The following is a 25,606-nucleotide window of genomic DNA, read 5'->3' as shown; positions in this document are numbered from 1 at the left end:
CATGATTAATATTGACAATATTTATCTGGATGTTAAAGAAGAAAATTATAAGGATATTCTAAAAAAAATCGGAGATATTTTATATAAAAAAGGATATGTAAAAGAAAGCTATACTAAATCATTACTTAACAGAGAGGAAATGAGTCCCACCGGACTGCCATTATCCCCGTGGTCAATAGCAATTCCTCATACCGACCCTGAACATGTGATAAAACCATGCATAATAATTTTTAAACTTAAAAATATAGTCAAATTTAAAGAAATGGCTAACCCTAAACATGATGTAAACGTTAAATATGTATTTGGATTAGTTTTCACGGACGGGAAAAAACAACTTCCTTTACTATCAAATATCATATCCATAACACAGGACAAAGATGCGATGGAAATGCTCTTAAATGCAACTACAAAGGAAAACATCTTTAAAACTGTAACAAAATATATCAAATAAAAGAAAGGAGAGAAAAAATGTATAATATTTTATCAATCTGCGGAAGCGGTATTGCAACATCAACATTGGTGGCAGAACGATTGAAGGACGGACTTGAAGAGCTTGGTATCACAGAACTAAACATCCAGGAAGCAAACGTATCGGAAGCGGGCGGACTTATTCAAAACAACCCTCCGGATATCATCATTCATACCACATCGCTGGAAAGCGTCGATACAAAAGATATACCTTCATTTGACGCGGTACCTATTTTAATGAATATAAATACAGAACCGCTATATGAACAAATCGCAGAAGTATTAAATAAGAAATAAAAATAATTTGTGAAGGAGAACGACCATGAGTATTATTCAAACTATATTGGATTTAGGCGCATCCGTTATGATGCCTCTAATCATTTTAATTATCGGACTTATTGTTGGAATGAAACCTATAAAAGCCTTAAGAGCGGGGCTTACAGTTGGTGTAGGCTTTATAGGTATAAATTTAATTACCGGGACCATGGGTACATACATGACACCTATAATAGAAGGGCTTCAAAAAAACTGGCATATGACTCTCGACACTTATGATATGGGCTGGCCTGTATCTTCCGGGATCGCATTCAGTAACGGTTCTTTGGTAGTTGCTATGTTTATAATATTGATAGCAATAAATATACTTATGCTAATATTTAAAGCAACGGATACACTTAATGTAGACCTCTGGAATTTCTGGCATTTTATAATGGGCGGAGCATTGGTTTATGCTCTTACGGGAAACTTCGTTATGGGATGTATCGCAGGCGGGCTGTACGGAGGGACTGTACTATTTCTTGCCGACAAACATGCAGATAAAATAAAAGACTTCTTAGGATATCCGGGAGTAACTATAACGACACAGTCATTCCCATTGATGCTTTATATATGTATGGGTATCGACTGGTTACTTGACAGGATACCCGGCATAAATAAAATACACTTCAGCTTGACAAAATTAAATCCTAAAATTTCATTCCTCGGAGAACCATTATTCTTAGGATTTATCCTCGGCTTTATATTAACACTTATCGGAGGACTTGGCTGGGAAGCAGCGCTTGCAGCAGGTGCCGGAATGGCAGCGGTCATGTTCATATTGCCTAGAATGGTAAAAATACTAATGGAAGGATTAAGCCCACTGTCAAATGCGGCACAAAGCTTCATGAGTAAAAAATTCCCGGGAAGAAAAGTCAACATAGGTATGGACTTGGCAGTTTTACTCGGAGATAAAGAAATCATCACTATGGCAATGGTCATGGTACCTATTACATTACTTCTAGCTGTAGTACTGCCGGGAAATAAACTCTTACCATTCACAGATCTTCCTGCACTAACATACTTTATGGCAGCACCTGTAATCGCAGCAAAGAGAAACTCATTCCGTTCATTATTTATCGGTATTATAGTGATTATAGGAATGTTATATATAGCAACGGATCTTGCGCCTTTATTTACATCTGTGGGACAATCAAGCGGACTTGTTGAAGCAGGAACCAAATCAGTATCTGCACTCAGCGGAGGCGGAGAATTGATTGCATGGATCATAGTTAAAATAACTTCCATATTTTAAATAAATACAATAAAGTTTAAATAAAAAAACAACTCCTTCTATAATAGCACAACTTTCTACACTCATTACTATTATAGTCGGGGTCGTTTTTTATTTATTATATATCCTATTTACATTATTTGCAAACTTTTTATAAATAAAAAAGACACTAATTAAAGTGTCTTAAATATTAAGCTGAGAACGGAGTTCCTGATTTAATATTTTGATATAAGTACCCTTCATCCCAAGACTTCTCGTTTCGATTATTCCCGCGCTTTCCAGTTTTCTAAGCGCATTTGAAACAACAGAACGAGTGATCTGAGCTTCTGTTGCAATCTTACTTGCAACTACAAGTCCTTCGTCTTTTACCTCTTTAAATATCATCCTTACGGCTTCCACTTCGGAATAGGATAATGTAGAAAGAGCCATTTTAGCCGCAGCCACATCTGCATCATTCTTCTTTCGCTGATCCTGAACATATCTTAAAAGTTCCATCACCACTATAGCCGCAGAATATTCACAAAGGATTATCTCATCATCGTTAAACTTACCGCCGTACTTAGAAAACAATAAAGTCCCCATTCTTTCCCCCAGACCGTTTATAGGAACTATCGTCAAATATCTGTCTTTATAAACACAAGGTCCTTGATCTCCGAATGTACAAATAGGGCTTTCATCATATTCATTTTCTACAGTATCATTGTAAGAAAGCAATTTATTATTAAAATTATCAGGAAAATGAGTTTCTTCGTGAGAAGAATAAGTAAGTCCGCATTTAAACCTATCGCTTGTCGAATAAGCTAAAATAGTGCCGTCATTTTCCGAAACATATACGTTAACATTTAATATATTGCTTAACTCTTCTGTTAAAGCATCAAAAGACACAACGTCAGTTGCAGTGAGCTTTAATATTTCGTTTAATTTTCTAATTTTATCCAGTAGAACAGATTCCATTATATATTCGTCCTCCAAAATAATAATATCATTTACATCTTACATCAATTCGGCTAAAAATTCAACAATTTTCTAAATATTTTGAAAAGTATCGGAAATATATACAATTAATTGATGACATCTGCATTAAAGGCATTTTCTATTACATTGATTTCAAAACTTCCTCTGGTTTTATCTATGATTTCTACCACATCAAATCTATAAGAACAATCCTCTATATTCTTTTCTTTTAAGTAATTCATTGCACTCAAAACTATTTTTTTCTGCTTATCTTCATTTACATATTTTCTTGGTTCAATCAAATTTTTATGTCTGCCTTTTACTTCAACAAATGCAATGACATTTTTCTTTTTTATGATAATATCTATTTCCCCGTACTTACACTTATAATTTCTGAAAAGCAAGTCATAGCCGTGTTTTTCCAAATAATTACAAACTACTTTTTCGTAATTTTTACCTTTTTGAACAGTATTTGTAACCAGATTATTTGTAAAAGAACTTCTGTGAATAGGACATAACCCATTATTTTTAATAGCCTCTATATGGTCAAAAGTACCATAACCTTTATTCTTTTCAAATCCATATTCAGGATAGTCCTTTGCATAGTCTTCCATTAGCTTATCTCTGTAAACTTTTGCTAATATGCTGGCAGCACCTATAGAGTATATGTTTTCGTCTCCTTTTACAAACGACTCCTGTTTGATATCTGTGTTCAAATGCACTGCATCTATTAATAGAATTTCCGGTTTTATTTTAAGATTATCAACAGCTTCAAGCATAGCTTCCTTTGTTGCATTTAAAATATTTATTTTATCTATAATACCATTATCTTTAATACCGATAGCATAGCTTATCGCTTCTTCTTTTATTTTTTCTGCCAGTTCCTCTCTTTTCTGAGAACTCAACTTTTTAGAATCATTTATATATAAAATATTACTCTCTTTTGGGAGCATTACAGCGGCAGTGACAACAGGTCCGGCTAAAGGTCCTCTTCCCACCTCGTCAATCCCCGCTATATATTTATACCCTTCATCATGAAGCGAATTTTCAAATGCTTTTATATTTTCGATCCTTTTGATTTCCATTTGATACTTTTCGTTCTTTTTGATAAGTCTTTCACCGAATTTATTAACTTCTCTTCTTCCGTCATTAATGAAAGCTTCTATATAATCGGGATACTCATCTTCTTTGATATCATAAAACATCTTCCTTAATTTATTGACACTTATTCCGCTAATATCTATCATAACTATCTCCTATAAATCATTTACACCGTCGAATGAAATTTTACCTATATTTCCGTTTTTGAATTCATCAAGGACCGTAACGGCTGTCCTTAAATAATCGATTTCTCCGCCCTTTAACAAAAATCCTCTTTTCCTGCCTATATCCTCATATACTTCTAAAGGTAACTTATCTACGCTATCAAGTTTATACCTGTTTATCAAATCATTCGGATATTTATCTATAAGGAATTCTATTAATTTCAAAGCAAGTTCTTCTCTGTCGAGTATGGTTTCCTTAACCGATCCAATCGAAGCAAGACAAACTCCGTCTTCTATATTATCAAATTTAGGAGGCAGGACTCCCGGAGTATCAAGCAAGTAAAATTCCCCTTTGACCTTTATCCACTGTTTTGATAATGTAACGCCCGGTTTATTTCCCGTTCTGGCATTTGACTTCCTTGTTATTGCGTTGATAAACATTGATTTACCTACATTTGGTATACCAACGACCATAGCTCTGACTTCCCTGTTTGCCCTGAAATTAACTTTTATATCATTTAAATAATTAACAACGTCATTTAGCCCTTTTTTGTTTAAAGCATCCACGAAGAAAACATCTTCGTTGTTATCTTTAAAATACTTGATCCACTCAGCAGTTTTATTGTCATCTGCCAAATCAGTCTTATTAAATACCTTTATAGATTTTTTCTGATTTATTATTTTATTAAAATCTTTATTTTCACTTCTTATTACTGCTCTCGCATCAAGAAGTTTTATTATTACATCAACATTTTTAAGATCCTCTTTTATTAGTCTCGTAGCCTTAGCCATGTGACCGGGATACCATTGAATATTCATAATCTACCTCGCTGACTTTTCTACTATTATACACAAATATATATAAAAAAAGAAATAAAAAAAGTGTAATTTCTCGTCATTGCATATAAAGAAATGTAATATTATACTTAAAATATAAAAAAGACGAGAAAGAAATTTCTTGTCTTTTATTATTTTTAAGGAGAAAAACAATGAAAGGAAGAGAATACTTAGAAAAAGAATATGAACATAAAATCAGGATAAAAACAAAATCCTATTTTTTAAAGAAAGAATTTAAAGAAAATAAGGAAGAAAGTAAAGATGAAAAGAGAAAGAAAAAACAAAATAAGAGATCTGTTTTTAAAGAGTAAATATTTTATTTTGATAGAAAATGATTTATTTGATATTTCAAATAGATTAAAAGAAATCGATGAAGGTTATTTTATAGTATTCAATACAAATAAAAACAAATATGAAGTACATAATGCATTTAATAAAATGGGAACTTTTTGCTTTATGGTTCCTTACAAACATTTAGACATAAGAACTTATTACTACTGCTTAAAGACAAGGATAGAAAACAGTGATAAATTGATTGAAGAAATGAATAGAAAAAACAAAGAGAAAGAAAAACAAAATAAAAAATATTTTGAAAATGAAATGAAAGCAAGAGCTTATGATACAAGAAGTATTTTCATGAAAGAAGAAAGGATGTAAAAAGATGTTAAAAGAAAATAAATTTACACTTAAAGCAAAAAAGAATTCGTTTGACGAATACGAAGCATATTATCCAAAGACTGCATGGGACAATGTAATTACAGAAAATAACGAAATGTTAAATAATTACATACAAAACAACATATTATCTAAAGAGGAAGCAAATAATACATATTTTAAATTAAGAGATAAAGAGAATTATTATACAAAAGAAGAATGTGACATTAAAGAAAATAATATAAACGACAAATTAACCGAACTTGAAAAAATAAAAAGCGAAGACTACATAACAAATGATATCAGTTCTACCGAACTTACCAAAGCACCTTCCATGAATATATTCAAAGAACAAATTGACAGTGCAAATAATAAAATCGATGATATAAAAAGCATAATAAATTCCATTGATCTTGATATAAGTAAAGTTCCCATTTTCTTTGACGGAGAACAAGGCAGTTATAAAATATCAGTTATAAACACAATTATTGATATAGGAAGTGATGTGGAATCAAGAACTATATTCGAGGTATCAAAATATCTGGATAAAAGCAAAGTGAATTTTGAAAATATATTTCTTGCCGTTCCTATAATCAATTCATCTGACTTTTCAATAAAACTAAAAAGCTTCGATATGAGCGCAGTCAAAATATATCTCGAACTTATAAAGATATCAAACAGAGCAGTTTACCAAAGTGATTTAAATCTGACGTTGATTGTAATCGGTAACTAATCAAATTAATGTCAATTTTGAAGCAATATATTATCAACAAACCGACAAAATTTACCATTATATCCGTAGTATAATTAGTTCATAGCACGTTTTTATTAATATTGATAATTTTTTTATAAAAAGGGGTATGGGGAAATGAGTAAAAATAACTACTATTTCAAAAACAAAAATCAAGCCAATCAGGATAAGGTATATGACAGCGGTATAAATGAAATTACAAATGATAATGTAGCTTCATTGAAAGATTCTTTAATCAGAGCTTTATCCAAACTTGAAATTGATGTACTTTCACTTAACAAAACGGATTTAAGTATGGTAATGAGGACATATGACAATCTGAATAAATTGAAAGGCGAATTGAACTACATTAAAAAATTTGTACCGCTAAATGATTTTATAATAACTCATATTGAAATGCATATTAAAAAATATGAGTATTATCTTAAGCAGAGAGCCAAGATATAAATTATTTTCATAGATAAAAACCCAACGAAAAGGACCGGCATATGCCGGTCCTTTTCCATTTATTTAAAAGGAAGCCTCTTATCTGATTTATAAGTTTTTCTCGAAGGATTCCCTTCACATCTGTATACTTTATTTTTATTCAATAAATATATTGAAGACCATACTGTATCCGCCCCTAATCTCCTATCATACTGACACATAAATCCATATTTTCCTCCAAGCAAATTTTTTATGAATTCAAAGTCATATTCTTTTTTAACACTTAATACATCTTTTAAAACTTCATACCTTTTATAAGAAAACAAATCTTCTCCATTTAAAGCCTTTTGAGGATTATATTTTTTCATTTTATCGGTATTAAAATGGTTTGTGGTATAAACGACATTTTCATTCCCTTTTGGTTTTATTATTTCCATTTCATTGCAGTTACACTCGATTACCGCCATATCACCGTACTTATCCGCAATAGTTATAGTTTGATTAGAGGATATTGTTAGTTTATTTAGAGCATATATCCCCTCTTTGACCGTCTTACATTTTTCTAAAATATACCTTATTAAAAGTCCCGCATTTATTCCCGGTTTTTTAACTGTGGGATAAATAAATGTAAGTCCTGCTGCAAGTCCGTATTCGTTTACTCCGTCTTCTATTTGAGTAACTGCTGTGGTATTTCCTATAAATGAATAGCTGTTATATAAATCATAATAGCAGCTTTCATAAAGATGTTCCAATTCAACTAAAAAGTCACTGTTCCTTCCAAAGATAATATTTTCTCCGCTTTTTACGACAACACAGCTGCAGTAATTTTCCAAAGTAAAATTATACATACCCAGAATAAAACAGGCAAGGTCCAAAAACTCCATTCTTTGCCCATCGGCAATACCTTTTATTTCTTCCAGTATCTCGGGATATTCCCTTTTGTAAATTTCAATACTCTTAATGGTAAAGTCTCTTTTTTCTTCGCTTAAATTTAAAATATGAGCTTTATTAAGGGATTTTCCATTATCAAATAATAAACTCCCATACTTAAACCCCGCATCATAATAACTATTTTTAAATCTTGAATGATACATAATATCTCTCCTTTTATTATTCAAGACGCGCCCCATAGTTAAAGCATAACCAAATAAAAATTTTTAGTCAACAACTAAATAAATATCAAAAAAAAGAGCTTATTAAAATAAGCTCTTTAAATCAGTCAATTTAAAAATCCACTTCATCGGGGTCAGCACACTGACCGCCGCAATATGGGATATCATCAATTATTTTCATATCTTCATTATCTATTTCAAAATCAAATACGTCCGCATTTTCTATTATCCTGCTTGGTGTAACAGATTTCGGAAGAGGGAGAATATTATGCTGAAGCACCCACCTTATACAAATCTGAGCAACGCTTTTATCATATTTTTTTGAAAGTTCAATCAAAGTTTCGTTGCTTAGTGCATCTTTTCTGCCAAGGGGTGACCAAGCTTCTGCCACTATATCGTTTTTAATGCAGTATTCTGCCGTTTCGATTTGAGCAAATCCGGGATGAAACTCAATTTGATTTACCATAGGTTTGATTTTTGCCGTCTTCATCAATTCATCGATATGTTGCGGTAAGAAATTGCTTAACCCAATCGATTTTACTCTTCCCGTCTCATATATATCTTCAAAAGCTCTCCATGTATTTGCATTGATTTCTTCTGCATTATCAAATTGCTTCTTATTTGCCGGCCAGTGTATCAGATATAAATCAAGATATTCCAGCCCCAAATTATCCATAGTCTTTTCAAAAGCTTCTTTTGCACTTTCATATCCTCTATCGCTGTTCCAAAGTTTACTCGTAATAAATAAGTCTTCTCTCTTAACTCCGCTTTCCCTTATACCTTGACCTACACCTTTCTCGTTTTGATAAAACCAAGCAGTATCGATATGTCTATACCCTGCCTTGATTGCTTCCTTTACTCCATTTACGACGCTATCACCGTCAGGAGTCTGAAATGTTCCATAACCTATACACGGGATTTCATAACCGTTATTTAATTTAAATGTGTCCTTTAAACTTTTCATTTTTCACCTCGCTGTTTATATTATATTTATTTTATCACTGATTCTTAAATATAGTAAATAGATTTAAATCATAAAATTTAAATGTTAAATAAGATTAAATTTATCTGTTCTAAAACTATTTTACTTTTATTTTCCAATAATGACCTTAACACCTTTTTCTCTTATTTTATTTAAGTGCTCTTCATCTATCCCGTCATCGGTTATCAGAACATCAATTTTAGTTATATCGGGCACAAAAAATGTATTGTTAACACATATCTTTGAAGAATCCAATAAAAGTATTTTCTCCCCTCTCATATCTAATAATGTCCTTAAAACCGCATTATCATAATCTACTCTGCCAACCAAGTCATAATCTTCATTTAATCCGTAGCATGAAAATACTATTTTATTTGGATTTATCCTTTTTAAATTCTCGAGTAAAGGAAAGCCCCTAATGATAAGATAAGGCAGTACAGCTTCGCCCTCCATACAATATAAATGATCTACATTATCATTTTTAGTAGTCAGTATCTGAAGAGACGGAGTAAAAATAGTAAGATTTTTTCTGTTTAGATGCTGATAAGCATAATGACATGTGGATCCTACTTCCAGAAACAAAGAATCCCCATCCTCTATTACTTCATTTATTGCACCGGATATCTTAAGTTTTTTTTCTGCATTTACATTGGCATAAGAAGCTATAGATGTAGGTGTGGCAAGTTCTCCCTTCGTAGTCGTCACTCCTCCGGGAACCCGTTTTAAAAGCCCTTTATTATTCATAGTATCCAAATCTCTTTTCATAGTAGAAATGGAAACATCAAACATTTTAGAAAGCTAATGTCATCTACAATTTCACCCGTAGCACAATCATTAGTAGACAATTTAGGGTTTAAATTAACGGCAATAGATATAGGCTGGGCTTCAGGCTCGGCTATAGCATGGTCGACTCAAGTGGTACCATTTATATTCATAGCAATAATCATAACAAATATAATAATGATAATGTTAGGCTGGACAAAAACAATGGATGTAGATATATGGAATTACTGGCATGTACTGTTCTCAGGTTCGGCTATCTTACTGGTATGTAAAGGAACTTTGTTAGCATGGGTATTTGCCATAGGCCAAGCAATCGTAATCATGGGGATAATGTTTATAATAGCAGACTGGACTCAATCAGACTGTGTTGAAATATTCGGACTTGAAGGGATATCACTCCCTCACTGTCAATCTATGTGTAACTGTTTATATACATATCCTATAGATAAATTATTAGATAAAATACCAGGAATAAAAAATATTCACTGGACAAGCGAAGGTATAGTAGAAAAGCTGGGTTTACTGGGAGAACCTATAATGATGGGATTTATTATCGGAGGCTTTTTATCGGCTTTGGCACAGTTCACTTCACCGGAAATAAATATAGGAACAGCTATCCAGCAAATTTTAATAGTAGGTATGAATATAGCGGCAGTATTAGTATTGATACCCAGAATGGTTTCCTTATTAATGGAAGGCTTGATGCCTATTTCAGAAGCGACACAGTCTTTCCTTGAAAAGAAATTTCCGGGCAAAGAGCTTTATATAGGTCTTGACGCTGCCGTTGCAACAGGACATCCTTTTGTAATTTCAATCGGACTTCTTGCTATTCCAATTATTCTAATTGAGGCAGTAATTCTTCCTTGGAATACCGTCCTACCTTTGGCAGATTTAGCAGCATTACCTTTCTGGGCAGTACCTTGCGTATTATCAAGCAAAGGCAATTTATTCAGAGGACTGATAGAAATGGCTGTATTATGTGCCATAGCACTTACATTTTCATCTTACGGAGCAAGCATAGTTACAAGCCTTGCAAGTCAGGCAAATTTAACTGTTCCGGAAGGTGCCGCACAAATCACAAACCTGGCTATCGGAGGTCAATGGATAACATGGATACCATTCTTCCTTGCCAAGATGGTCTGTCTATAATAATCAATTTAGAAAAGAGGACATACAATGCCATTATTATCATCAATAAACAAATACAAAAACTATATGGGTATAAGTTCTAAACCTGATGATTTCGATAAATTTTGGGGGGATTCATTAACTGAATTAGAAAATACAAAACAAGGATATACATTAAAAAAAATAGAAACGGCAGAAAAGAATATAGAACAGTTCGACTTATATTTTGAAAGTACATATGGTGCGCAAATACACTGTTTATACATAAGACCTAAAAATATAAAATATAAGATACCGGGGATAACTTTTTTCCATGGATATGGTTCTAACACAAGAGGTCCATTCCAATACCTTCCATATGTATACAATGACATAGCGGTTTTAGCAATGGATATCAGAGGTCAGGGAGGTCTGTCAACGGATCCGTGGGATGGAGTAGGTTCGACAAAATACGGACAATTCATAAGAGGGATGCAGGATGAAGATATAAGAAAACTATTCGCCAGAAACATCTACTTGGACGGCGTAAAAGCAGTAAAAACTCTGATGAGTATGGATGAAATTGACGAAACAAGAATAGGTATCAATGGAAAATCACAAGGAGGAGCCATAACGATAGCTGCAACTTCACTTGTAGAGGGAGTAAAAATAATAACTCCAACTTATCCATTTATGAGCGATCTAAAACACGTCTTAGAAGATAATCTTACTGACGCAGATGAATTCATGGAATATTTCAGAAGAGTGGATCCAAAACACGAAACGGAAAAAGATATAATCAATAAATTAAGCTATGTTGATATTTCAAATTTAGCTGACAGAATCACCGCTAAAGTACACTGGACACTTGCAATTTTAGACGAATCCTGCCACCCGAGTACTCAATTTGCAGCTTACAATAAAATAAAATCTCAAAAAGAAATGATAATATACCCCGATTACGCTCACGAACCACAATTACTGTTTTAGGATAATGACTTATTTCAGTATTATTTAAATAATCTATGATATAAATTTTATCTAAATATACCTATCTAAAAAACAGACTGTTTTTTAACAGTCTGTTTTTATAAAATCATTTCCAAAGCTTCAAGATCCAGGAGTATAAGATTATTATCTTTTATATCAAAATAACCTTTTTCTTTCATATGCCTTAGTTCCTGATTTAAGGATGATCTGCTGACATGCAGCGTATTTGCCCAAATAGTCTGAGAACCGGGAAGAGAAATAATATCGCTTTGATTTATATCATTCATACTCAGTATCCAACAAGCAATCCTCTGCTTTATGGTAGAATAATTCAAACAATTTAACAATAACTGACTTTTCAAAGCTCTTTTAGATATATAGAACATAAATGAAGTCGTAAGCTCAATATTTTCACTCAGCATTTTCTCAAATATATTGACAGGTATCCAGACTACTTTAGTTTTCTTAACCGCAATCAAGGAATAAGTATATATCCTCTCTCCCGTAAAATACAGAAGTTCCGGAAACACATCATTGTTTTCAAAATATGTACAGCAAAGTTCGCTTCCTTTTTGCGTGCATTTCTCAGCTTTAAGTACGCCGTCTATCACGATCCCAAAATGTTCGATAGATGTACCTTGAGACAATATAACGGTAGAATTTTTATATGTTTTTTGAACGAAATAAGATTTAAAATATGTATTATTCAAACATAAGTCGGCAAACTCTCTATCTCTGTATCCCATATTTTTAGAATTATTTATCTGCATTTCCGAAACCTCCCGATTTATAGAAAATATTTATATATAAATATTATAATACTTCATCAAGGAAATCACAAAGGTCATCGTAATCTCTTTCACCGTTAAAGCGCTTTATTTCTTCTCCGTTTTTAAATACCGCTACAACCGGTATCCCAGAAATGTTTAAAGACTTTATAATATCGGAATTTTCATCGACATTAACAAAACGGATTCCAAACAAATCTTTAAATTCTTCTTCCAAAGCTTCTTCCAAAATAGGATGAAGCGCCTTACAGTGAGTACCTCTTTCAGCCCCGAAAAGAACCAAAACAGGTTTAGATTTAATATTCAGCACTTTATCATACCATTCACTTATACTGTTAACGGGCTTAAATAAATCAGTATCGACTGTAAAAATCTTTTCTTTATTGTAAACGACGCCTTCGTCATCGGTAGCGACACAAAGTGCAACGTCTTGATAATAAGGAAGAGTCCCTTCTATATCAATAATTTTCTTTGCCCCCAGTTTGCCTGCTCCGGGAACACGATAAGTGGTATTATCAATAGGCTTAATTTCAACTTCTTTAGGTCTTGGTTCCTGTGGCACATACTCATAAGGATAACGATAAGCTCTGTAAATCATATTATTTTTTGTCCCTCTTCATTATGAGTATAATAAGGAGATATCCATTCCCATACGATTTCATGATCTTTCGTCACTTCTATGAGCCTTCCGTCACTTCCTTCGTCTATAAGTGTATTCCCGTTTGGAAGTCTTTGTGCACTGGATACATACGGACTATAAAATTTACTTGCATCCGTAGGAATAGCATGACCAAGTTCTTTAGGAGTTACCTGCCATTCAATCTCCAATGTTACAGGGTTAAATTCTATGACCCTGCTGTAATCTCTGATAGCATTCTTAGAACCGTTTTTAGACCCCGGGTTCGGAACTCCGTAACCGGCCCAGCCGCCATTATCGAATACCAAAAGATTTCCTTCTCCGGGCAATCCCTTAGGTATCATATGCAAATGATGCTGACCTATTATCCAGCCCAGCTTTTTAAGTTCAGGAGTTTCATTAAAATCAGGACCTATCCTCCATACTATATGACTGCTTTTCTTATCTATTATGGCTAAAATATTTGCTTCACGGCAGTCAAATATAATATTGTCCGGATCAAATCTCTCATCACCCCCGTCGAACTATTTATTCGGTCCCAAATAGCTCATGCAGTTTACATGAAGATAATCACCGACTCCGCCGTCCGGAGTACGCATATTTGGGTCTCTCGACAAAATATTTTTAGCAGCTTCATCAAAACCAAGTTCATCAAAATGCTCGCTTACAGACCATTTCCATAAAATATTACCTTCCCAGTCTACTTCTATCATTGCATCATCAAGTAATTTTTTATCGCTTATTAACGGATTTTTAATAGTTTGATGAACGAGGATCAAAGTATTGCCTTCCAAAGCCTTAGCTTCCATTCCGGGAACATAATATCCCACGGGATTACCCTCCCTTTGATAGTCGTGATGCTGTCTCGCCATCCATCTATGGTCTCTTCCGGGGTCATTGATTTCTTCAAACTTATCAAATTCCCAAACTATATTCCCATCATAATCGATTTCGATCAAGTTTACACCGTCCTGCATACCATAATCGGGATGGCGATATCCACTGAGTCCCATTACATATCCGCCGGGTAATAGCTTTGGCGGCATTGCATGCATATTCCATCTTCTTATTTCATTTCCGTTCATATCAAACAATAATACCCCGTCATTTATCAACGGTACTATAGTATATCCGTTAAAACACTTTTTTGGATTATAAACCGTGACCCCATGAGGGAAAACTAGTGGCTGTCCCATAATTTCATTCCTCCGTTATATATTTAATTATTTTTTTTCACAAGTTTGCCGTCTTTAAAGAAAGCACTGGAAACAGTCTTTTCCATTCCCAACAATTTAAAAAGCAAGGACTGTCTCGTTACGTCCTGACGGTAAACTTTATATGTATTTTTAAGCTCTTCTTCAAGCTTTGTAACTTCATCTATTTGACTGGTTTCATAAGGATTATAAAATACAAAAGCAATATCTCCCGATTTGTCAGTCAATATATTATCAAGCTGACGTTTTTCACTGATATAACGCTCGCTTGCAGTAGCCGCTACAGCACCGTCCGCCGCAGATGTAACGACCTGACGAAGGAAAGTTTGCGTGCAATCCCCCACCGCATATATTCCCGCTACATTTGTTTCTTTCTTGTCATTGACAGGTATATATCCTTTAGGATCTAATTTTACTATGTCTTTGATAATATCGGTTTGAGGTACCATACCTACGAATGAAAATAATCCGTCCGTCTTAAATTCCGTTGTTTCTCTGGTTACAACATTTTTGATGACCACACTCTCCACATGTTCATTACCTTTGATTTCCTGAAGAGTCGAATTCCATACAAAATCAATTTTAGGATTTTTAAAAGCTTCGTTGGCTGCAATTTCATTGCAGTCAAGATGTCCCTCTTCATGTAGTACTATGACCGTGACCTTATTGGCAAACTCCGTTAAATAACAAGATTCTTCTATCGCCTGATCTCCGGCACCTAAAACAAATATTTCTTTTCCTTTGAAAAATTCCGCGTCACATGTTGCGCAGTATGCTACCCCATGTCCAACGAACTCTTCTTCTCCCGGAATTCCCAGCACTCTTGGCTTTGTCCCTACATCCAATATCACACATTCACACCCAAAATCACCTCTACGTTTTGTATGTACGGTAAAAGTGCCGTCATCTTCCTTTGTTATACTCGTAACAGTAGTACGTTTAAAAGAATTTGTCGGAAATGAACTTGCATGTTCTTTGAATTTTTCCATCAGTCCCGCTCCGCTGTCTGTTACAGTCCCAGGATAATTTCTTATCTCTAATGTATCTTTAACTCTTCCGCCGTAACTCCCTTTTTCAATCACTAAGGTTTTTCTTTCCGCTCTTCCTGCATATATAGCCGCAGAAAGCCCCGCAGGACCGCCTCCTATGATTATTACATCATACATATCTTTCATATCTAACCACTCCTTTACTTTTGTTAAACCGATATAGTATTTTTTTTATTTATGATTTTTCTGCCAAATCCGAAACCGACCCATAATATGCAGATAACTGTAAGTATCAAACAATAGTATGAAGATACAAATATCTTAATGGGTGTAGTTATCGGCAGATAACTGCTTTTTGCCGAAAGCTGATTTATTACAGTCATCGCTCCCATAACAAATGCACTGTTAATAGGGATTATAGCTGTAATATTTGTCGACATCGCGGTAAGAAGTATACTTCTTCTGCTTGCAGGTATACCTGCTTTTTGACCGATTGTATCCGCAACGTCTTTAAACATAAGTATCGACGGAAGGACACATCCCGCAAGCAATATATTTACAACGCCGACCCCGACAGCGATTACGGTTTCAGCTCCCTTTGCGGATTTGACAAATTTTCTGGATAAAATATAATCACAGCATTTATCCATCATTTTACCTTCCACTGCGATGGATATAAGTCCGTACAATAAAATCGTTGATACTATAATATCTATAACCGATGATAATCCATCCGATAAAATCCCGCTTAACTGAGGGATAGAAGAATTGATATTTACTATATCCGAAATTTCAAATAATCCTGTACATATACCGACAATCAAACCCGTTAGTATCCCAAAGGATACACCAACAAATAAATCACTGGTTTTAAAACATATGATAAGTAATACCACTATGGGAAGTAACATCCATAAACCTCTTATATCGGACATATTTACAAGTTCGCTGATATTCCCGCTGTTTCCGCCCCCGCCTGTTATATAAAACATAACTGCAGATAAAACTCCCGCAATTATTATATAAACCAGTCTCTCTTTCATAGTTTCGATCAGCTTGGCACTCTCCCCTGTAACAGGATCATGCTGAGACATTATAGTCGTATGTATTACCTGAGAGCTTGGAGACAAAGCATCCCCGAAAAAAATACCGCTCATCATTGCTCCTGTAAGGACTGCGGGGTTAGCACCAAGAAGAACTCCCGCAGGATAAAATATCGGCACTACTGCCAATAAGGCAGCTATAGGAGCACCCGCACCCATGGATATGATCGAAGAAACGATAAAACAAAAAACAACAAAACCGCCTCCTTTTATACCAAGGTGAAGGCTCAGCCATATAAACCCTGCTCCGATTTTCCCTGTAACCAAAAGATTTGAAAAAATACCTATTACCATAAATATTAAAATCAATCTCGCATTTGAATACTTTGCCAATCCTCTTACTATACTGTTCCAGTACTCACTCTTTGTCTTACATATTAAAAATCCTATAAAAATAGAAATAACTGCAGCAACAATAAGTGCTTTCATGGAATAATAATGAAAAAAAATCATGATTACGGCGCTAAGCACAACGTACAAAACAATGGGCAACATCGCAAATTCCTCACAAACATAAAACTCCAATGAAGAATTTACGTCTTTATTTTTCATTCTAACCACCTCTGTGTTTATCTTAATAATATCACTTGCATTTAACTATTACCTGTCGGATATCCAACAGGTAATGGTATTTACAATCAAAAATTATTAAAACGTTTAGATTGATTTTATTAAACAATAGTATGTATATGAATAATCAAAAAAATAAGAAGTCGTCTACTATAGGAAATAAAAATATTTAATATTACAGGATTTATTAAAATAAGTAAAATAATTATTTCAGACACAAAAAAAGCACCTTATTTAGGTGCTTTTCAATGTTTGATTATTAATGTTCATTATCCAATGCTTCCATCGTTTTAGTATCTAAATTACCTGTTACACTTAATCCTTTTTTAGTCTGATAACTTTTTACCGCAGCAGTAGTCTTAGAATCAAATGTTCCGTTGGCAGTACCCTTTAAATACCCTGTCCTTATCAAAATTTCCTGATAATCTTTAATAACATCGCCTTTATGTCCTTGTTTATAAGTCAAAGTTTCACTATCAAGACTTCTTCTCGTTTGAGGTGTCATAGTTCCCGTAACAGGAAGACTTTTTGCTTTTTGATAATTTTCACAAGCCACTTTTGTTTCGGCAGTATAAGTACTGTTTGGCTCTTTTGTTAAATATCCCAAATAATATAAAATATAATTATATTTCTTTATATCTTCGCTGGATTTACCGGTCTTATAATCGACAACTTCGTTATCCAGTGTCTGCATCGTTGTTTTATCAAGTTTAGATGTTTCTTTGATCCCTCTGCTCGTTTGATACTCTTTTACAGCTTTTGTCGTCGTAGAATCAAAGGTGTTATTAGGAGTATCTGAAAGATAATCCAAATAATAAAGAATCAATTTATAACTTAAAATCTCATCTCCGCTTTCACCTTCAGAAAAGGTCTTGGAATAATCTTTATCCACACTGTCTAAATTTAAATCATCATCGTCCGCAATTTTACCTTCCAAATAATCGGATAAATTACCAGCAAAAGCATAATAAAGCGTCTTAGACGACAAATTAACGGAATATGATTCATTTAAGTATTTCTCGCTGCAAAATGATGCACTGAGAAGTATAAAAAACATAAATGCTATTAAATATATTAAAAATGATTTGATTTGTTTCATTTAATTACCTCAATATTTGGACAATTTTTTATAAATATGTTATGATTATAACATAATATAGTATTAAAACAAAATATTTTATTGGAGATTTAAATGAAAATTTTAATGACTAATAATGATATAAATCGCAGCATTAAGAGAATTGCCTATGAGATAGTGGAAAAAAACCATGGAGTGGAAGACCTTGTCGTGGTGGGTGTAAAAAACGGAGGAGTTTCTCTTGCAAAAATGCTCGCAAATCATTTAAGCAGTATGGAAGACACTATCGTACCCGTCACTTTTGCGGATATAACTCCTTTCAGAGACGATAAAAAAAAGACGGATAAAATAGAACAGCTGGATATTGACATAAACGACAAATTGGTAGTCATTGTAGATGACGTTCTGTTTACAGGAAGGACAACAAGGGCAGCCCTGGAATGTATTTTCAGTTTCGGAAGACCTAAAAAAATACAGCTGGCTATTTTAGTGGACAGAGGACACAGACAGATACCTATAAGAGCGGATTATGTAGGTAAAAATATCCCCACATCCATAAAAGAAAATGTCAATGTCGTAATAAACGGAGAAAATTCTTTTGTCGAAATAAATTAAGGAGTACACATGAGTTTCTGCAGCGATATAAAAAATAACTTGTGCCATATAACTTTAAATAATCTATACGAAAAAGAATGTGAATTATATGGATATCTTCACTGTATAAGTTCTCTTTCTTTAAAAGGAAGAGGAAGGCTTAATTTAATATTCGAAACCGAAAACCCTTCTGTCGCAAGAAGGATTTTTGCGCTTATCAAGGATGTATTTTCTATAAATATCGAAATCGCAGCAAAGAAAAACAACTTGAGAAAAGGACACTTCTTATATAATTTAATCGTAATGGACAGTGCGGATTCCATGAATATACTGGATTATTTTAATATAATAGATTTCAGCGCCGGATTTGAAATAAACAACACCATCAAAGAAGATATACTGCCTACAATAAGCGAAATAAGACATTATTTAAGAGGTGTATTCTTATCCTCCGGATATGTAAGTGACCCGAAGAAAAAAGGATACCAAATAGAATTTGTATTTAATAAATTCGAATATGCAAAAAACCTCATCAGCTTACTTAAAAATATAGATATCAATTTAAAATATATAAAAAGAAAAGAACAGTATGTAATATATACAAAAGACTCTGCTACCATAACAGAATTATTGGGTAATATAGGAGCACATAATGCGGTCCTTGAAATAGAAAGTACAAAAGTAATCAAGGAAATGAGAAACAATGTAAACAGAAGACTCAACTGTGAAACAGCTAATATGGATAAAACCGTAAATACAGCTTTAAAACAAATAAACGCAATAAATAAGATAAATGACAGATACGGAATGGATTATTTGGATGAACCTATTCTTACCTTGGCAAAAATGAGGCTTAATAACCCTGACGCATCTTTGAATGAACTATCGGGGATGTTCGATCCGCCTATTAGCCGCTCGACCATAAATAACTGGTTTAAAAAGATCCTGAAAATAGCGGATGGTATATAAAAAGTTTATAAATTTATATGAAAGGCAAGCTGGAACAATGGGAAATTTTAACACAGAATTATTACTTAAACATCTAACAAATCTTAAAAACAATCCTATTAAAGAAGAACAAACAAAAGCTTTTTATGATAATTTAAAAAAGAAATATTTTACTAAACTGGATAAGATAAAAAACTCTTCATTCAGCGAAAGAGAATTAATTGCAAAAGAGTTTTTCAAGGAACTACAAAAATTCAAAGAAGACTATAAGACATTTAAAGAAAATATTTATGAACATTACAATACGAATAAAATAGAACTGGTTTGGTACTATAATGAAATTTTAAATATTTTACATCCACTGTCAGAAAACAGAAGTACCGATAAATTATATATCGAAATAAATAATCTTTATAAAGATTTATTTGTAAAATATTATTATAACAACTTAGGTAACAGGATATATGAAGTAAGTCCCATATCAGTATATTACATAACGTTGAATGATACCGAGTGGCAAATCGAAATAGGAAAGGATATTGAGTTTGAACTAGCTGAAGATCCGGATAAATATATAGAAATAACGAGAGAAGAAGCCGAAACATTCGAAGAATTCTTTATGCAGGATTTAAATATATGGTACACAAGCAGTATAAGACAGGCTGTAACGTATGCCACATTTTATTATCATGGTATGAAAAGAAAAATATCAGGAAAACCGTATATATCCCATGCACTTGAAACGCTCCTTATAACATCTTCTCTTACGAGTGAGGAAAGTGTGCTCATAACAAGTGTACTTCACGGACTTATAAAAAATACAAGAACAGATATCATAGAAGTAAAGAAATACTTTGGACTTGATGTTGCTAAAAGATTATTATACCTAACTCAGATGGAAGATAACTTAAACAACGATAAAGAGTGTAGCGAAGCAAAAAAGAACATATTATACAAACTGGATAACGCAAGTATCGGTATTAAAATAATAATCTTATCCAATGAGCTCTCCAAACTCAGAGAAACAGACAGGGATTTTCAAATTTATAAAGACAGTATATGGCAGCATTTCAGCGAAACCGATAAAAAGAAACATAGGTGGTATCACGAAGAAGTATTAAGAAGATTATATGAATTAAGAGTAAGCCGTGCATATGAAGAATATCAAAAATTGATATACATACATCTTACCAATATATTTAATTAAAGCACTTACAAAAGTAAGTGCTTTTTTATTACATAACCGACTTTATTAAATTCTTGACAAATTCGCTTCCCGGATTATTTAGTATTTCTTCTTTTGTTCCGTACTGCTCGATCTTACCTTTATCCATTATAAGAATTTTGGTACCAAGCTTAAAAGCTTCCTTTATATCATGAGTAATAAAAACTATAGTTATGTCAGTTTTATTATATACTTTTAGGATTTCATCCTGAAGCTTCATTCTTGTTATCTCATCTACCGCACCGAAAGGTTCATCCATGAGAAGGATTTCCGGGCTTGCGGCAAGGGATCTCGCAATGCTGACTCTTTGAGCTTCCCCTCCCGATAATTCATCGGGGTATCTTTCTCTGAATGAATCCTCAAGCCCTACTATATCCATCCACTTTGCCACAGCTTTTTTTGTTCTTTCTTTGTCTTTCTTATTAAGTAAATTAGGTACGTAAGCAATATTTTTTTCAACGTTCATATTTGGGAATAATACACTGCCCTGAATCGCATATCCTATATTTCTTCTAAGCTTGATCTTATCTACGTCTTTGTTATTTATCCCATTTACAAATATATCTCCGCCGCTAGGTTCAATCAAACTGTTTATCATTTTAAGCATGGTGGTTTTTCCAGAACCGGAAGTACCTATCACGGTCAAAAACTCACCTTTTTCTATATTTAAATTAAAATCTTTTAAGACGGTATTATCGTCATAAGTTTTGGATACGTTTTTAAACTCTATGATATTGCTCATTTACTTGTCCTCCAAAATGTGATTTTCAATCAAAAATTCATGTGAAACGGTTTTAGCATCTTTTCCGTTACCCTCTACATCGTAATTCATCTTTGCCATTTTATTATCATCAAGAACACCTTCAAGTTTTTCAAGCACGGTTTTGATTTCAGGGTATTCATTTAAGACTTCATTTCTTATAACCATCATACACATAGCGGAAGAAAAGAAATTTTTATCATCTTCAAGAACAACGACATCGCTGACGCTAAGCTGCCCGTCAGTCGTAAATATATCCATTACATCTACTTTCTTATTGTTTATTGCTTTATATTTAAGTCCTATATCAAGATCTGTGGTTTTACTAAAATTAAATCCGTACTCTTTACATAAAGCATCATAACCGTCAACTCTTTCAAAGAAATCATATTCAGCGCCGAAATTTAACTTATTTGAAACTTTAGCAAGATCGGAATAAGTCTTTAAATCATATTTTTCCGCTAAATCTTTTCTTACAGCCAGCCCGAAAGTATCATTAAATCCGAAATTACAGACCCATGAAAAATCAAATTTTTTATTATATTCTTTATTTAGTTTATTAAACATTTTTTCATCGTAAAAACCATCATGCTTTAACACCATGTTCCAGCCGGTAGAGGTATACTCGGGATACATATCAAATTCTTTACTTTCCATACCCGGCTGAATATTTGAAGTACCGCCCCCAACTCCCTGAGTTAAGTTTACTTTTAAATCTGTTTCGCTTTCTATTACTTCTTTTAACATTTCACTTATGATATATTGTTCGGTCATAGGTTTTGAGGCAATATTTATAGTCTTTTGATTAAAAGTATTAAACATTGAAGCTGCGAAGCAAAGGACTATTAAAACAGCAGTTATAGTAAACAGCTTTCTGCTTTTAACTTTATTTTTTCTTTTGGTAATACTTTTTTCTATTATACCAAGGATAAAATCAATCAAAACAGCCAAGAGAGCTATAAGGAAACTTCCTATTACAGTCATAGCAGTATTGTTCGTTGTTATACCTCTGTAAATACTTACCCCAAGACCTCCCGCACCTATAAATGAAGCAATACCCGCTAAAGCTATGGTCATTGTAGCCATGTTTCTAAGTCCGGAAATAATAACAGGCATAGCAAGAGGAAGTTTTATTTTATATAGTATTTGAAAGTCGGTACTGCCCATACCTTTTGCGGCTTCCAAAAGTTTTTCATCTATGTTTACTATACCCGTATAAGTATTTCTTACCATAGGAAGAAGAGCATATATACTAAGAGCAATGATCGCGGTTGTATTTCCTATTCCCGATAAAGGGATCAAAAATCCGAGCAGTGATATTGAAGGGATAGTATATATAAAATTTACCAATGAAAGGACGAATTTTGAACTCTTTCTATATTCGCTTATAAGTATCCCCAGGAATAAACCGATGACTCCTGCGACAACTATTGCAGTCATGGAAATCTTTAAATGTTCAAGAAGTAAACCCAGAAAAAAATATTTTCTCTCCGCAAATAGATTTATTATCTCACTCATTCTTTACCACCTTTCAACTGCCTTAACGGGACAGTTTTCATAACAAAGACCGCAGTGAAGACAATTTTCATTTTTTATATTCATTATACCATTTAATTCATAAATTGCACTCTGAGGGCATAAATTAAAACATTTTTTGCAGTTTATACATGTTTCATTAATAAAATATCCCTTATCTTTTATTTTTTCTCCGCCAAAAGATAGAGTTTGTCTGTAAATCGGATGTTTTGATAAATCGAAATATTCTATTATACCTTTATCTATACAAAAAACATCCAGGATATTCCTGCTGTCTCCCGGATAAACTTCATTCATAGCCGGATTACATTCAAATATTTTATCAAGATAATATTTATTATCTCCTACCTTGTTTGCTTTGCCTTCCAGTCTGATAGATTCGAAATTTTTTGTAAGAGCCGTAACGGCAACATGATTATTTTCCATTAATTCTCTGTAGAAATCTTTTCCCCTTGCAGTTAAAAAATATAAACGTTCATCTTCTATAAGCATAATATCTATTATTCTGCATTTCGGATTTCCGCTATTATCTACACTTGAAAAAGAAACGTCTTTTATTTCACGAAGAATAAGTAATAATTCCTTTGCGTTCATAGTATCCTCCCCGTTGACTTTTTATTTTATAATGATATAATATTCCACAAAGCTTCTTTTGTAAAGTAAGCACTTTTTGGTAACTAAAGTATAAAATAGATACTATTGAAATAAATAAAGGAAATAATAAACATATTATTTAGAAAGGAAGTTAACAAATGAGTAAAGATTTACCGGCTTGTCCCGTTGAAACTACCCTTATGCTAATAGGAAACAAATGGAAAGTATTAATTATAAGAGACTTGATAAACGGAACGAAAAGATTTGGAGAATTAAAAAAATCAATAGGTACCATATCACAAAAAGTATTGACTTCCAATTTAAGAGATATGGAAGAAAGCGGACTTATAAAAAGAAAGGTGTATGCAGAGGTACCGCCGAGAGTCGAATATTCCCTTACCAAAACAGGTAAAAGTTTAAAATCGGTAATCGACTCGATGATAAAATGGGGTAATACATATAAACAAAGCGTTAATAAAGAATAAATAAAACTATTTTAATTATCGGGCTTTACTAAAGAAAAAATATATTATATACTTTATAAAGATTATTTTAAGGAGAAACATATGAAAATCGGATTAGTAGGACTACCAAACGTAGGAAAAAGCACATTATTCAATGCACTTACAAAAGCTAATGCGGGAGCGGAAAACTACCCTTTCTGTACGATAGAACCGAATGTAGGAGTGGTAAATGTTCCCGATTATAGAATAGATAATTTAAGCAAACTTTACGATACTTTAAAGACGATTTATGCTACCGTTGAGTTTGTGGATATTGCGGGACTGGTAAAAAATGCGGGAAAAGGAGAAGGACTCGGAAATCAGTTCTTGTCAAATATAAGAAATGTACATGCGATACTTCAGGTAGTAAGATGTTTTGATGATGGTAACATAACTCATGTAGACGGAAGCATAGATCCCGTCAGAGACGCTGAAACGATAAATTACGAACTTATATTCTCTGACTTGGAACTTGTATACAAAAGGATTTCGACAGTTCAAAAAGCGGCTAAAAGCGGCAGAAAAGAAGAAAAACTTATGCTTGCAGCTTTAGAAAAAGCAAAGAAACTTCTTGAAGAAGGAAAGTTTATAAATCTTGATGAATTCGATGAAAATGAAAGCGAATACTTAAAGACACAGGATTTACTTACAACAAAACCTATCATGTACGCAGCAAACGTGAGCGAAGACGATTTACTTGAAGATAATGAGTATGTCAAAGCATTAAAAGAATACGTAAAGGGTGTAAATCCCAATATAGAAGTAATAAAAGTATGTGCAAAAATTGAAGCAGAATTAAGCGAGCTTGATGACGACGAAAAGAAAATGTTCCTTGAAGACCTTGGTATAAAGGAATCAGGACTTGACCAAATAATAAAAGAAGGATATAAAATCCTAGACCTTATCACATTCCTAACAGCCGGTAAACAGGAAGTAAAAGGATGGCAGATAAAAAAAGGAACAAAAGCTCCGGGAGCTGCAGGAAAAATCCATTCCGACTTCGAAAGAGGATTTATCAGAGCGGAAGTTACAAAATACGATAAACTCATGGAAGCAGGAAGCGACGTAAAAGCAAAAGAGCTTGCTTATACAAGAGTGGAAGGAAAAGATTACGTCGTTGAAGACGGAGATGTGATTTTCTTTAGATTTAATGTATAATTAAAAGAACCTATAAATAGGTTCTTTTTTA

General features: G+C 33.3%; 28 protein-coding genes and 1 pseudogene. 14 read left to right on the top strand and 15 right to left on the bottom strand.

What is annotated here, in order from left to right:
• Position 1 precedes the first annotated feature (1 nt).
• Genes ANASTE_RS11020 through ANASTE_RS11010 form a run of 3 tightly spaced genes read left to right on the top strand, consistent with a single transcriptional unit; the run spans position 2 to position 2,038 of the window.
• Positions 2-451, top strand: coding sequence for a PTS sugar transporter subunit IIA (locus ANASTE_RS11020; RefSeq protein WP_007051103.1), 450 nt, complete (start codon positions 2-4; stop codon positions 449-451).
• Positions 452-468: 17 nt separating this feature from the next.
• Entirely contained in the window at positions 469-765 is a 297-nt protein-coding gene (locus ANASTE_RS11015) for a PTS sugar transporter subunit IIB (RefSeq protein ID WP_007051102.1), read from the top strand.
• Between the two features lie 25 nt (positions 766-790).
• Complete coding sequence (locus ANASTE_RS11010; RefSeq protein WP_007051101.1) at positions 791-2,038, top strand: PTS transporter subunit IIC; 1,248 nt, start codon at positions 791-793, stop codon at positions 2,036-2,038.
• A gap of 162 nt (positions 2,039-2,200) precedes the next feature.
• Here ANASTE_RS11010 and codY read toward each other — a convergent pair whose 3' ends face one another.
• The 3 genes from codY to ylqF all read right to left on the bottom strand — a co-directional run bounded on the left by codY (position 2,201) and on the right by ylqF (position 5,055).
• A complete protein-coding gene (gene codY / locus ANASTE_RS11005; protein ID WP_007051100.1) occupies positions 2,201-2,971 on the bottom strand; it encodes a GTP-sensing pleiotropic transcriptional regulator CodY in 771 nt (256 codons plus the stop codon).
• Positions 2,972-3,078: 107 nt separating this feature from the next.
• The gene (locus tag ANASTE_RS11000; protein ID WP_007051099.1) at positions 3,079-4,218 is read right to left on the bottom strand and encodes a ribonuclease HII; all 1,140 of its coding nucleotides are present in this window, start codon (positions 4,216-4,218) and stop codon (positions 3,079-3,081) included.
• A gap of 9 nt (positions 4,219-4,227) precedes the next feature.
• Positions 4,228-5,055 (bottom strand): ribosome biogenesis GTPase YlqF, encoded by an 828-nt coding sequence (gene ylqF / locus ANASTE_RS10995; RefSeq protein ID WP_007051098.1) that lies wholly within the window; start codon positions 5,053-5,055, stop codon positions 4,228-4,230.
• Between the two features lie 170 nt (positions 5,056-5,225).
• Between ylqF and ANASTE_RS12000 the strand changes: the two genes are divergently transcribed.
• The 4 genes from ANASTE_RS12000 to ANASTE_RS10980 all read left to right on the top strand — a co-directional run bounded on the left by ANASTE_RS12000 (position 5,226) and on the right by ANASTE_RS10980 (position 6,925).
• Positions 5,226-5,384, top strand: a complete 159-nt coding sequence (locus ANASTE_RS12000) for a hypothetical protein (protein WP_007051097.1) — start codon at positions 5,226-5,228, stop codon at positions 5,382-5,384.
• Positions 5,335-5,730: a hypothetical protein gene (locus tag ANASTE_RS10990; RefSeq protein ID WP_039945612.1), complete on the top strand. Its 396-nt coding sequence runs from the start codon at positions 5,335-5,337 to the stop codon at positions 5,728-5,730. Before ANASTE_RS12000 ends, ANASTE_RS10990 begins: the two co-directional genes overlap by 50 nt.
• A gap of 4 nt (positions 5,731-5,734) precedes the next feature.
• Positions 5,735-6,460 (top strand): hypothetical protein, encoded by a 726-nt coding sequence (locus ANASTE_RS10985; protein WP_007051095.1) that lies wholly within the window; start codon positions 5,735-5,737, stop codon positions 6,458-6,460.
• A 135-nt stretch (positions 6,461-6,595) separates the two neighbouring features.
• Positions 6,596-6,925, top strand: a complete 330-nt coding sequence (locus ANASTE_RS10980; RefSeq protein ID WP_007051094.1) for a hypothetical protein — start codon at positions 6,596-6,598, stop codon at positions 6,923-6,925.
• A 59-nt stretch (positions 6,926-6,984) separates the two neighbouring features.
• Here the strand turns inward: ANASTE_RS10980 and ANASTE_RS10975 are convergent, their stop codons facing one another.
• The 3 genes from ANASTE_RS10975 to ANASTE_RS10965 form a co-directional block, all read right to left on the bottom strand.
• On the bottom strand, positions 6,985-7,998 hold the full coding sequence (locus ANASTE_RS10975; protein WP_039945610.1) for a C45 family autoproteolytic acyltransferase/hydolase: 1,014 nt from the start codon (positions 7,996-7,998) through the stop codon (positions 6,985-6,987).
• Positions 7,999-8,128: 130 nt separating this feature from the next.
• Complete coding sequence (locus ANASTE_RS10970) at positions 8,129-8,980, bottom strand: aldo/keto reductase (RefSeq protein WP_007051092.1); 852 nt, start codon at positions 8,978-8,980, stop codon at positions 8,129-8,131.
• A 126-nt stretch (positions 8,981-9,106) separates the two neighbouring features.
• Positions 9,107-9,787, bottom strand: coding sequence for a DeoR/GlpR family DNA-binding transcription regulator (locus ANASTE_RS10965; RefSeq protein ID WP_007051091.1), 681 nt, complete (start codon positions 9,785-9,787; stop codon positions 9,107-9,109).
• Between the two features lie 12 nt (positions 9,788-9,799).
• Between ANASTE_RS10965 and ANASTE_RS10960 the strand changes: the two genes are divergently transcribed.
• Complete coding sequence (locus ANASTE_RS10960; RefSeq protein WP_007051090.1) at positions 9,800-10,930, top strand: PTS transporter subunit IIC; 1,131 nt, start codon at positions 9,800-9,802, stop codon at positions 10,928-10,930.
• A 27-nt stretch (positions 10,931-10,957) separates the two neighbouring features.
• Positions 10,958-11,878 carry an acetylxylan esterase gene (locus ANASTE_RS10955; protein WP_039945608.1) on the top strand — a complete coding sequence of 307 codons (921 nt, stop codon included), beginning with the start codon at positions 10,958-10,960 and terminating at the stop codon, positions 11,876-11,878.
• 98 nt (positions 11,879-11,976) lie between these two features.
• Here the strand turns inward: ANASTE_RS10955 and ANASTE_RS10950 are convergent, their stop codons facing one another.
• The 6 genes and pseudogenes from ANASTE_RS10950 to ANASTE_RS10930 form a co-directional block, all read right to left on the bottom strand.
• Entirely contained in the window at positions 11,977-12,648 is a 672-nt protein-coding gene (locus ANASTE_RS10950) for a Crp/Fnr family transcriptional regulator (RefSeq protein ID WP_007051088.1), read from the bottom strand.
• A 43-nt stretch (positions 12,649-12,691) separates the two neighbouring features.
• A complete protein-coding gene (locus ANASTE_RS12265) occupies positions 12,692-12,976 on the bottom strand; it encodes a thioredoxin family protein (RefSeq protein ID WP_242648119.1) in 285 nt (94 codons plus the stop codon).
• A gap of 87 nt (positions 12,977-13,063) precedes the next feature.
• Positions 13,064-14,499: pseudogene (locus ANASTE_RS10945) on the bottom strand (aryl-sulfate sulfotransferase); the annotation flags it as partial.
• A 23-nt stretch (positions 14,500-14,522) separates the two neighbouring features.
• Positions 14,523-15,692 carry an NAD(P)/FAD-dependent oxidoreductase gene (locus ANASTE_RS10940; RefSeq protein WP_007051084.1) on the bottom strand — a complete coding sequence of 390 codons (1,170 nt, stop codon included), beginning with the start codon at positions 15,690-15,692 and terminating at the stop codon, positions 14,523-14,525.
• A 23-nt stretch (positions 15,693-15,715) separates the two neighbouring features.
• Complete coding sequence (locus ANASTE_RS10935) at positions 15,716-17,161, bottom strand: Na+/H+ antiporter NhaC family protein (protein ID WP_007051083.1); 1,446 nt, start codon at positions 17,159-17,161, stop codon at positions 15,716-15,718.
• 277 nt (positions 17,162-17,438) lie between these two features.
• The gene (locus tag ANASTE_RS10930; RefSeq protein WP_007051082.1) at positions 17,439-18,278 is read right to left on the bottom strand and encodes a peptidoglycan-binding domain-containing protein; all 840 of its coding nucleotides are present in this window, start codon (positions 18,276-18,278) and stop codon (positions 17,439-17,441) included.
• Positions 18,279-18,371: 93 nt separating this feature from the next.
• On the opposite strand from ANASTE_RS10930, the gene pyrR reads away from it, so the two are divergent.
• Genes pyrR through ANASTE_RS10915 form a run of 3 tightly spaced genes read left to right on the top strand, consistent with a single transcriptional unit; the run spans position 18,372 to position 21,006 of the window.
• On the top strand, positions 18,372-18,872 hold the full coding sequence (gene pyrR / locus ANASTE_RS10925; protein ID WP_007051081.1) for a bifunctional pyr operon transcriptional regulator/uracil phosphoribosyltransferase PyrR: 501 nt from the start codon (positions 18,372-18,374) through the stop codon (positions 18,870-18,872).
• A 9-nt stretch (positions 18,873-18,881) separates the two neighbouring features.
• Positions 18,882-19,820, top strand: a complete 939-nt coding sequence (gene whiA, locus ANASTE_RS10920) for a DNA-binding protein WhiA (RefSeq protein WP_007051080.1) — start codon at positions 18,882-18,884, stop codon at positions 19,818-19,820.
• A 37-nt stretch (positions 19,821-19,857) separates the two neighbouring features.
• Entirely contained in the window at positions 19,858-21,006 is a 1,149-nt protein-coding gene (locus tag ANASTE_RS10915; protein WP_187361984.1) for an HD domain-containing protein, read from the top strand.
• A gap of 28 nt (positions 21,007-21,034) precedes the next feature.
• Here the strand turns inward: ANASTE_RS10915 and ANASTE_RS10910 are convergent, their stop codons facing one another.
• From ANASTE_RS10910 to ANASTE_RS10900, 3 genes are read right to left on the bottom strand one after another with little or no spacing between them, the layout of a single operon-like run.
• Positions 21,035-21,766 carry an ATP-binding cassette domain-containing protein gene (locus ANASTE_RS10910; protein WP_007051078.1) on the bottom strand — a complete coding sequence of 244 codons (732 nt, stop codon included), beginning with the start codon at positions 21,764-21,766 and terminating at the stop codon, positions 21,035-21,037.
• The gene (locus ANASTE_RS10905) at positions 21,767-23,302 is read right to left on the bottom strand and encodes an ABC transporter permease/substrate-binding protein (protein WP_007051077.1); all 1,536 of its coding nucleotides are present in this window, start codon (positions 23,300-23,302) and stop codon (positions 21,767-21,769) included.
• A 3-nt stretch (positions 23,303-23,305) separates the two neighbouring features.
• Positions 23,306-23,914 (bottom strand): 4Fe-4S binding protein, encoded by a 609-nt coding sequence (locus ANASTE_RS10900; RefSeq protein ID WP_007051076.1) that lies wholly within the window; start codon positions 23,912-23,914, stop codon positions 23,306-23,308.
• Between the two features lie 158 nt (positions 23,915-24,072).
• On the opposite strand from ANASTE_RS10900, the gene ANASTE_RS10895 reads away from it, so the two are divergent.
• Positions 24,073-24,399: a winged helix-turn-helix transcriptional regulator gene (locus ANASTE_RS10895; protein ID WP_007051075.1), complete on the top strand. Its 327-nt coding sequence runs from the start codon at positions 24,073-24,075 to the stop codon at positions 24,397-24,399.
• An 81-nt stretch (positions 24,400-24,480) separates the two neighbouring features.
• Positions 24,481-25,575, top strand: coding sequence for a redox-regulated ATPase YchF (ychF, locus tag ANASTE_RS10890; RefSeq protein WP_007051074.1), 1,095 nt, complete (start codon positions 24,481-24,483; stop codon positions 25,573-25,575).
• The last annotated feature ends 31 nt before the right edge of the window (positions 25,576-25,606 follow it).

The organism is Anaerofustis stercorihominis DSM 17244, assembly GCF_000154825.1.
GTDB lineage: Bacteria > Bacillota > Clostridia > Eubacteriales > Anaerofustaceae > Anaerofustis > Anaerofustis stercorihominis.
The sequence above is the reverse complement of the archived record's forward strand: the minus strand, read 5'-3'. Positions and strand labels throughout refer to the sequence as shown.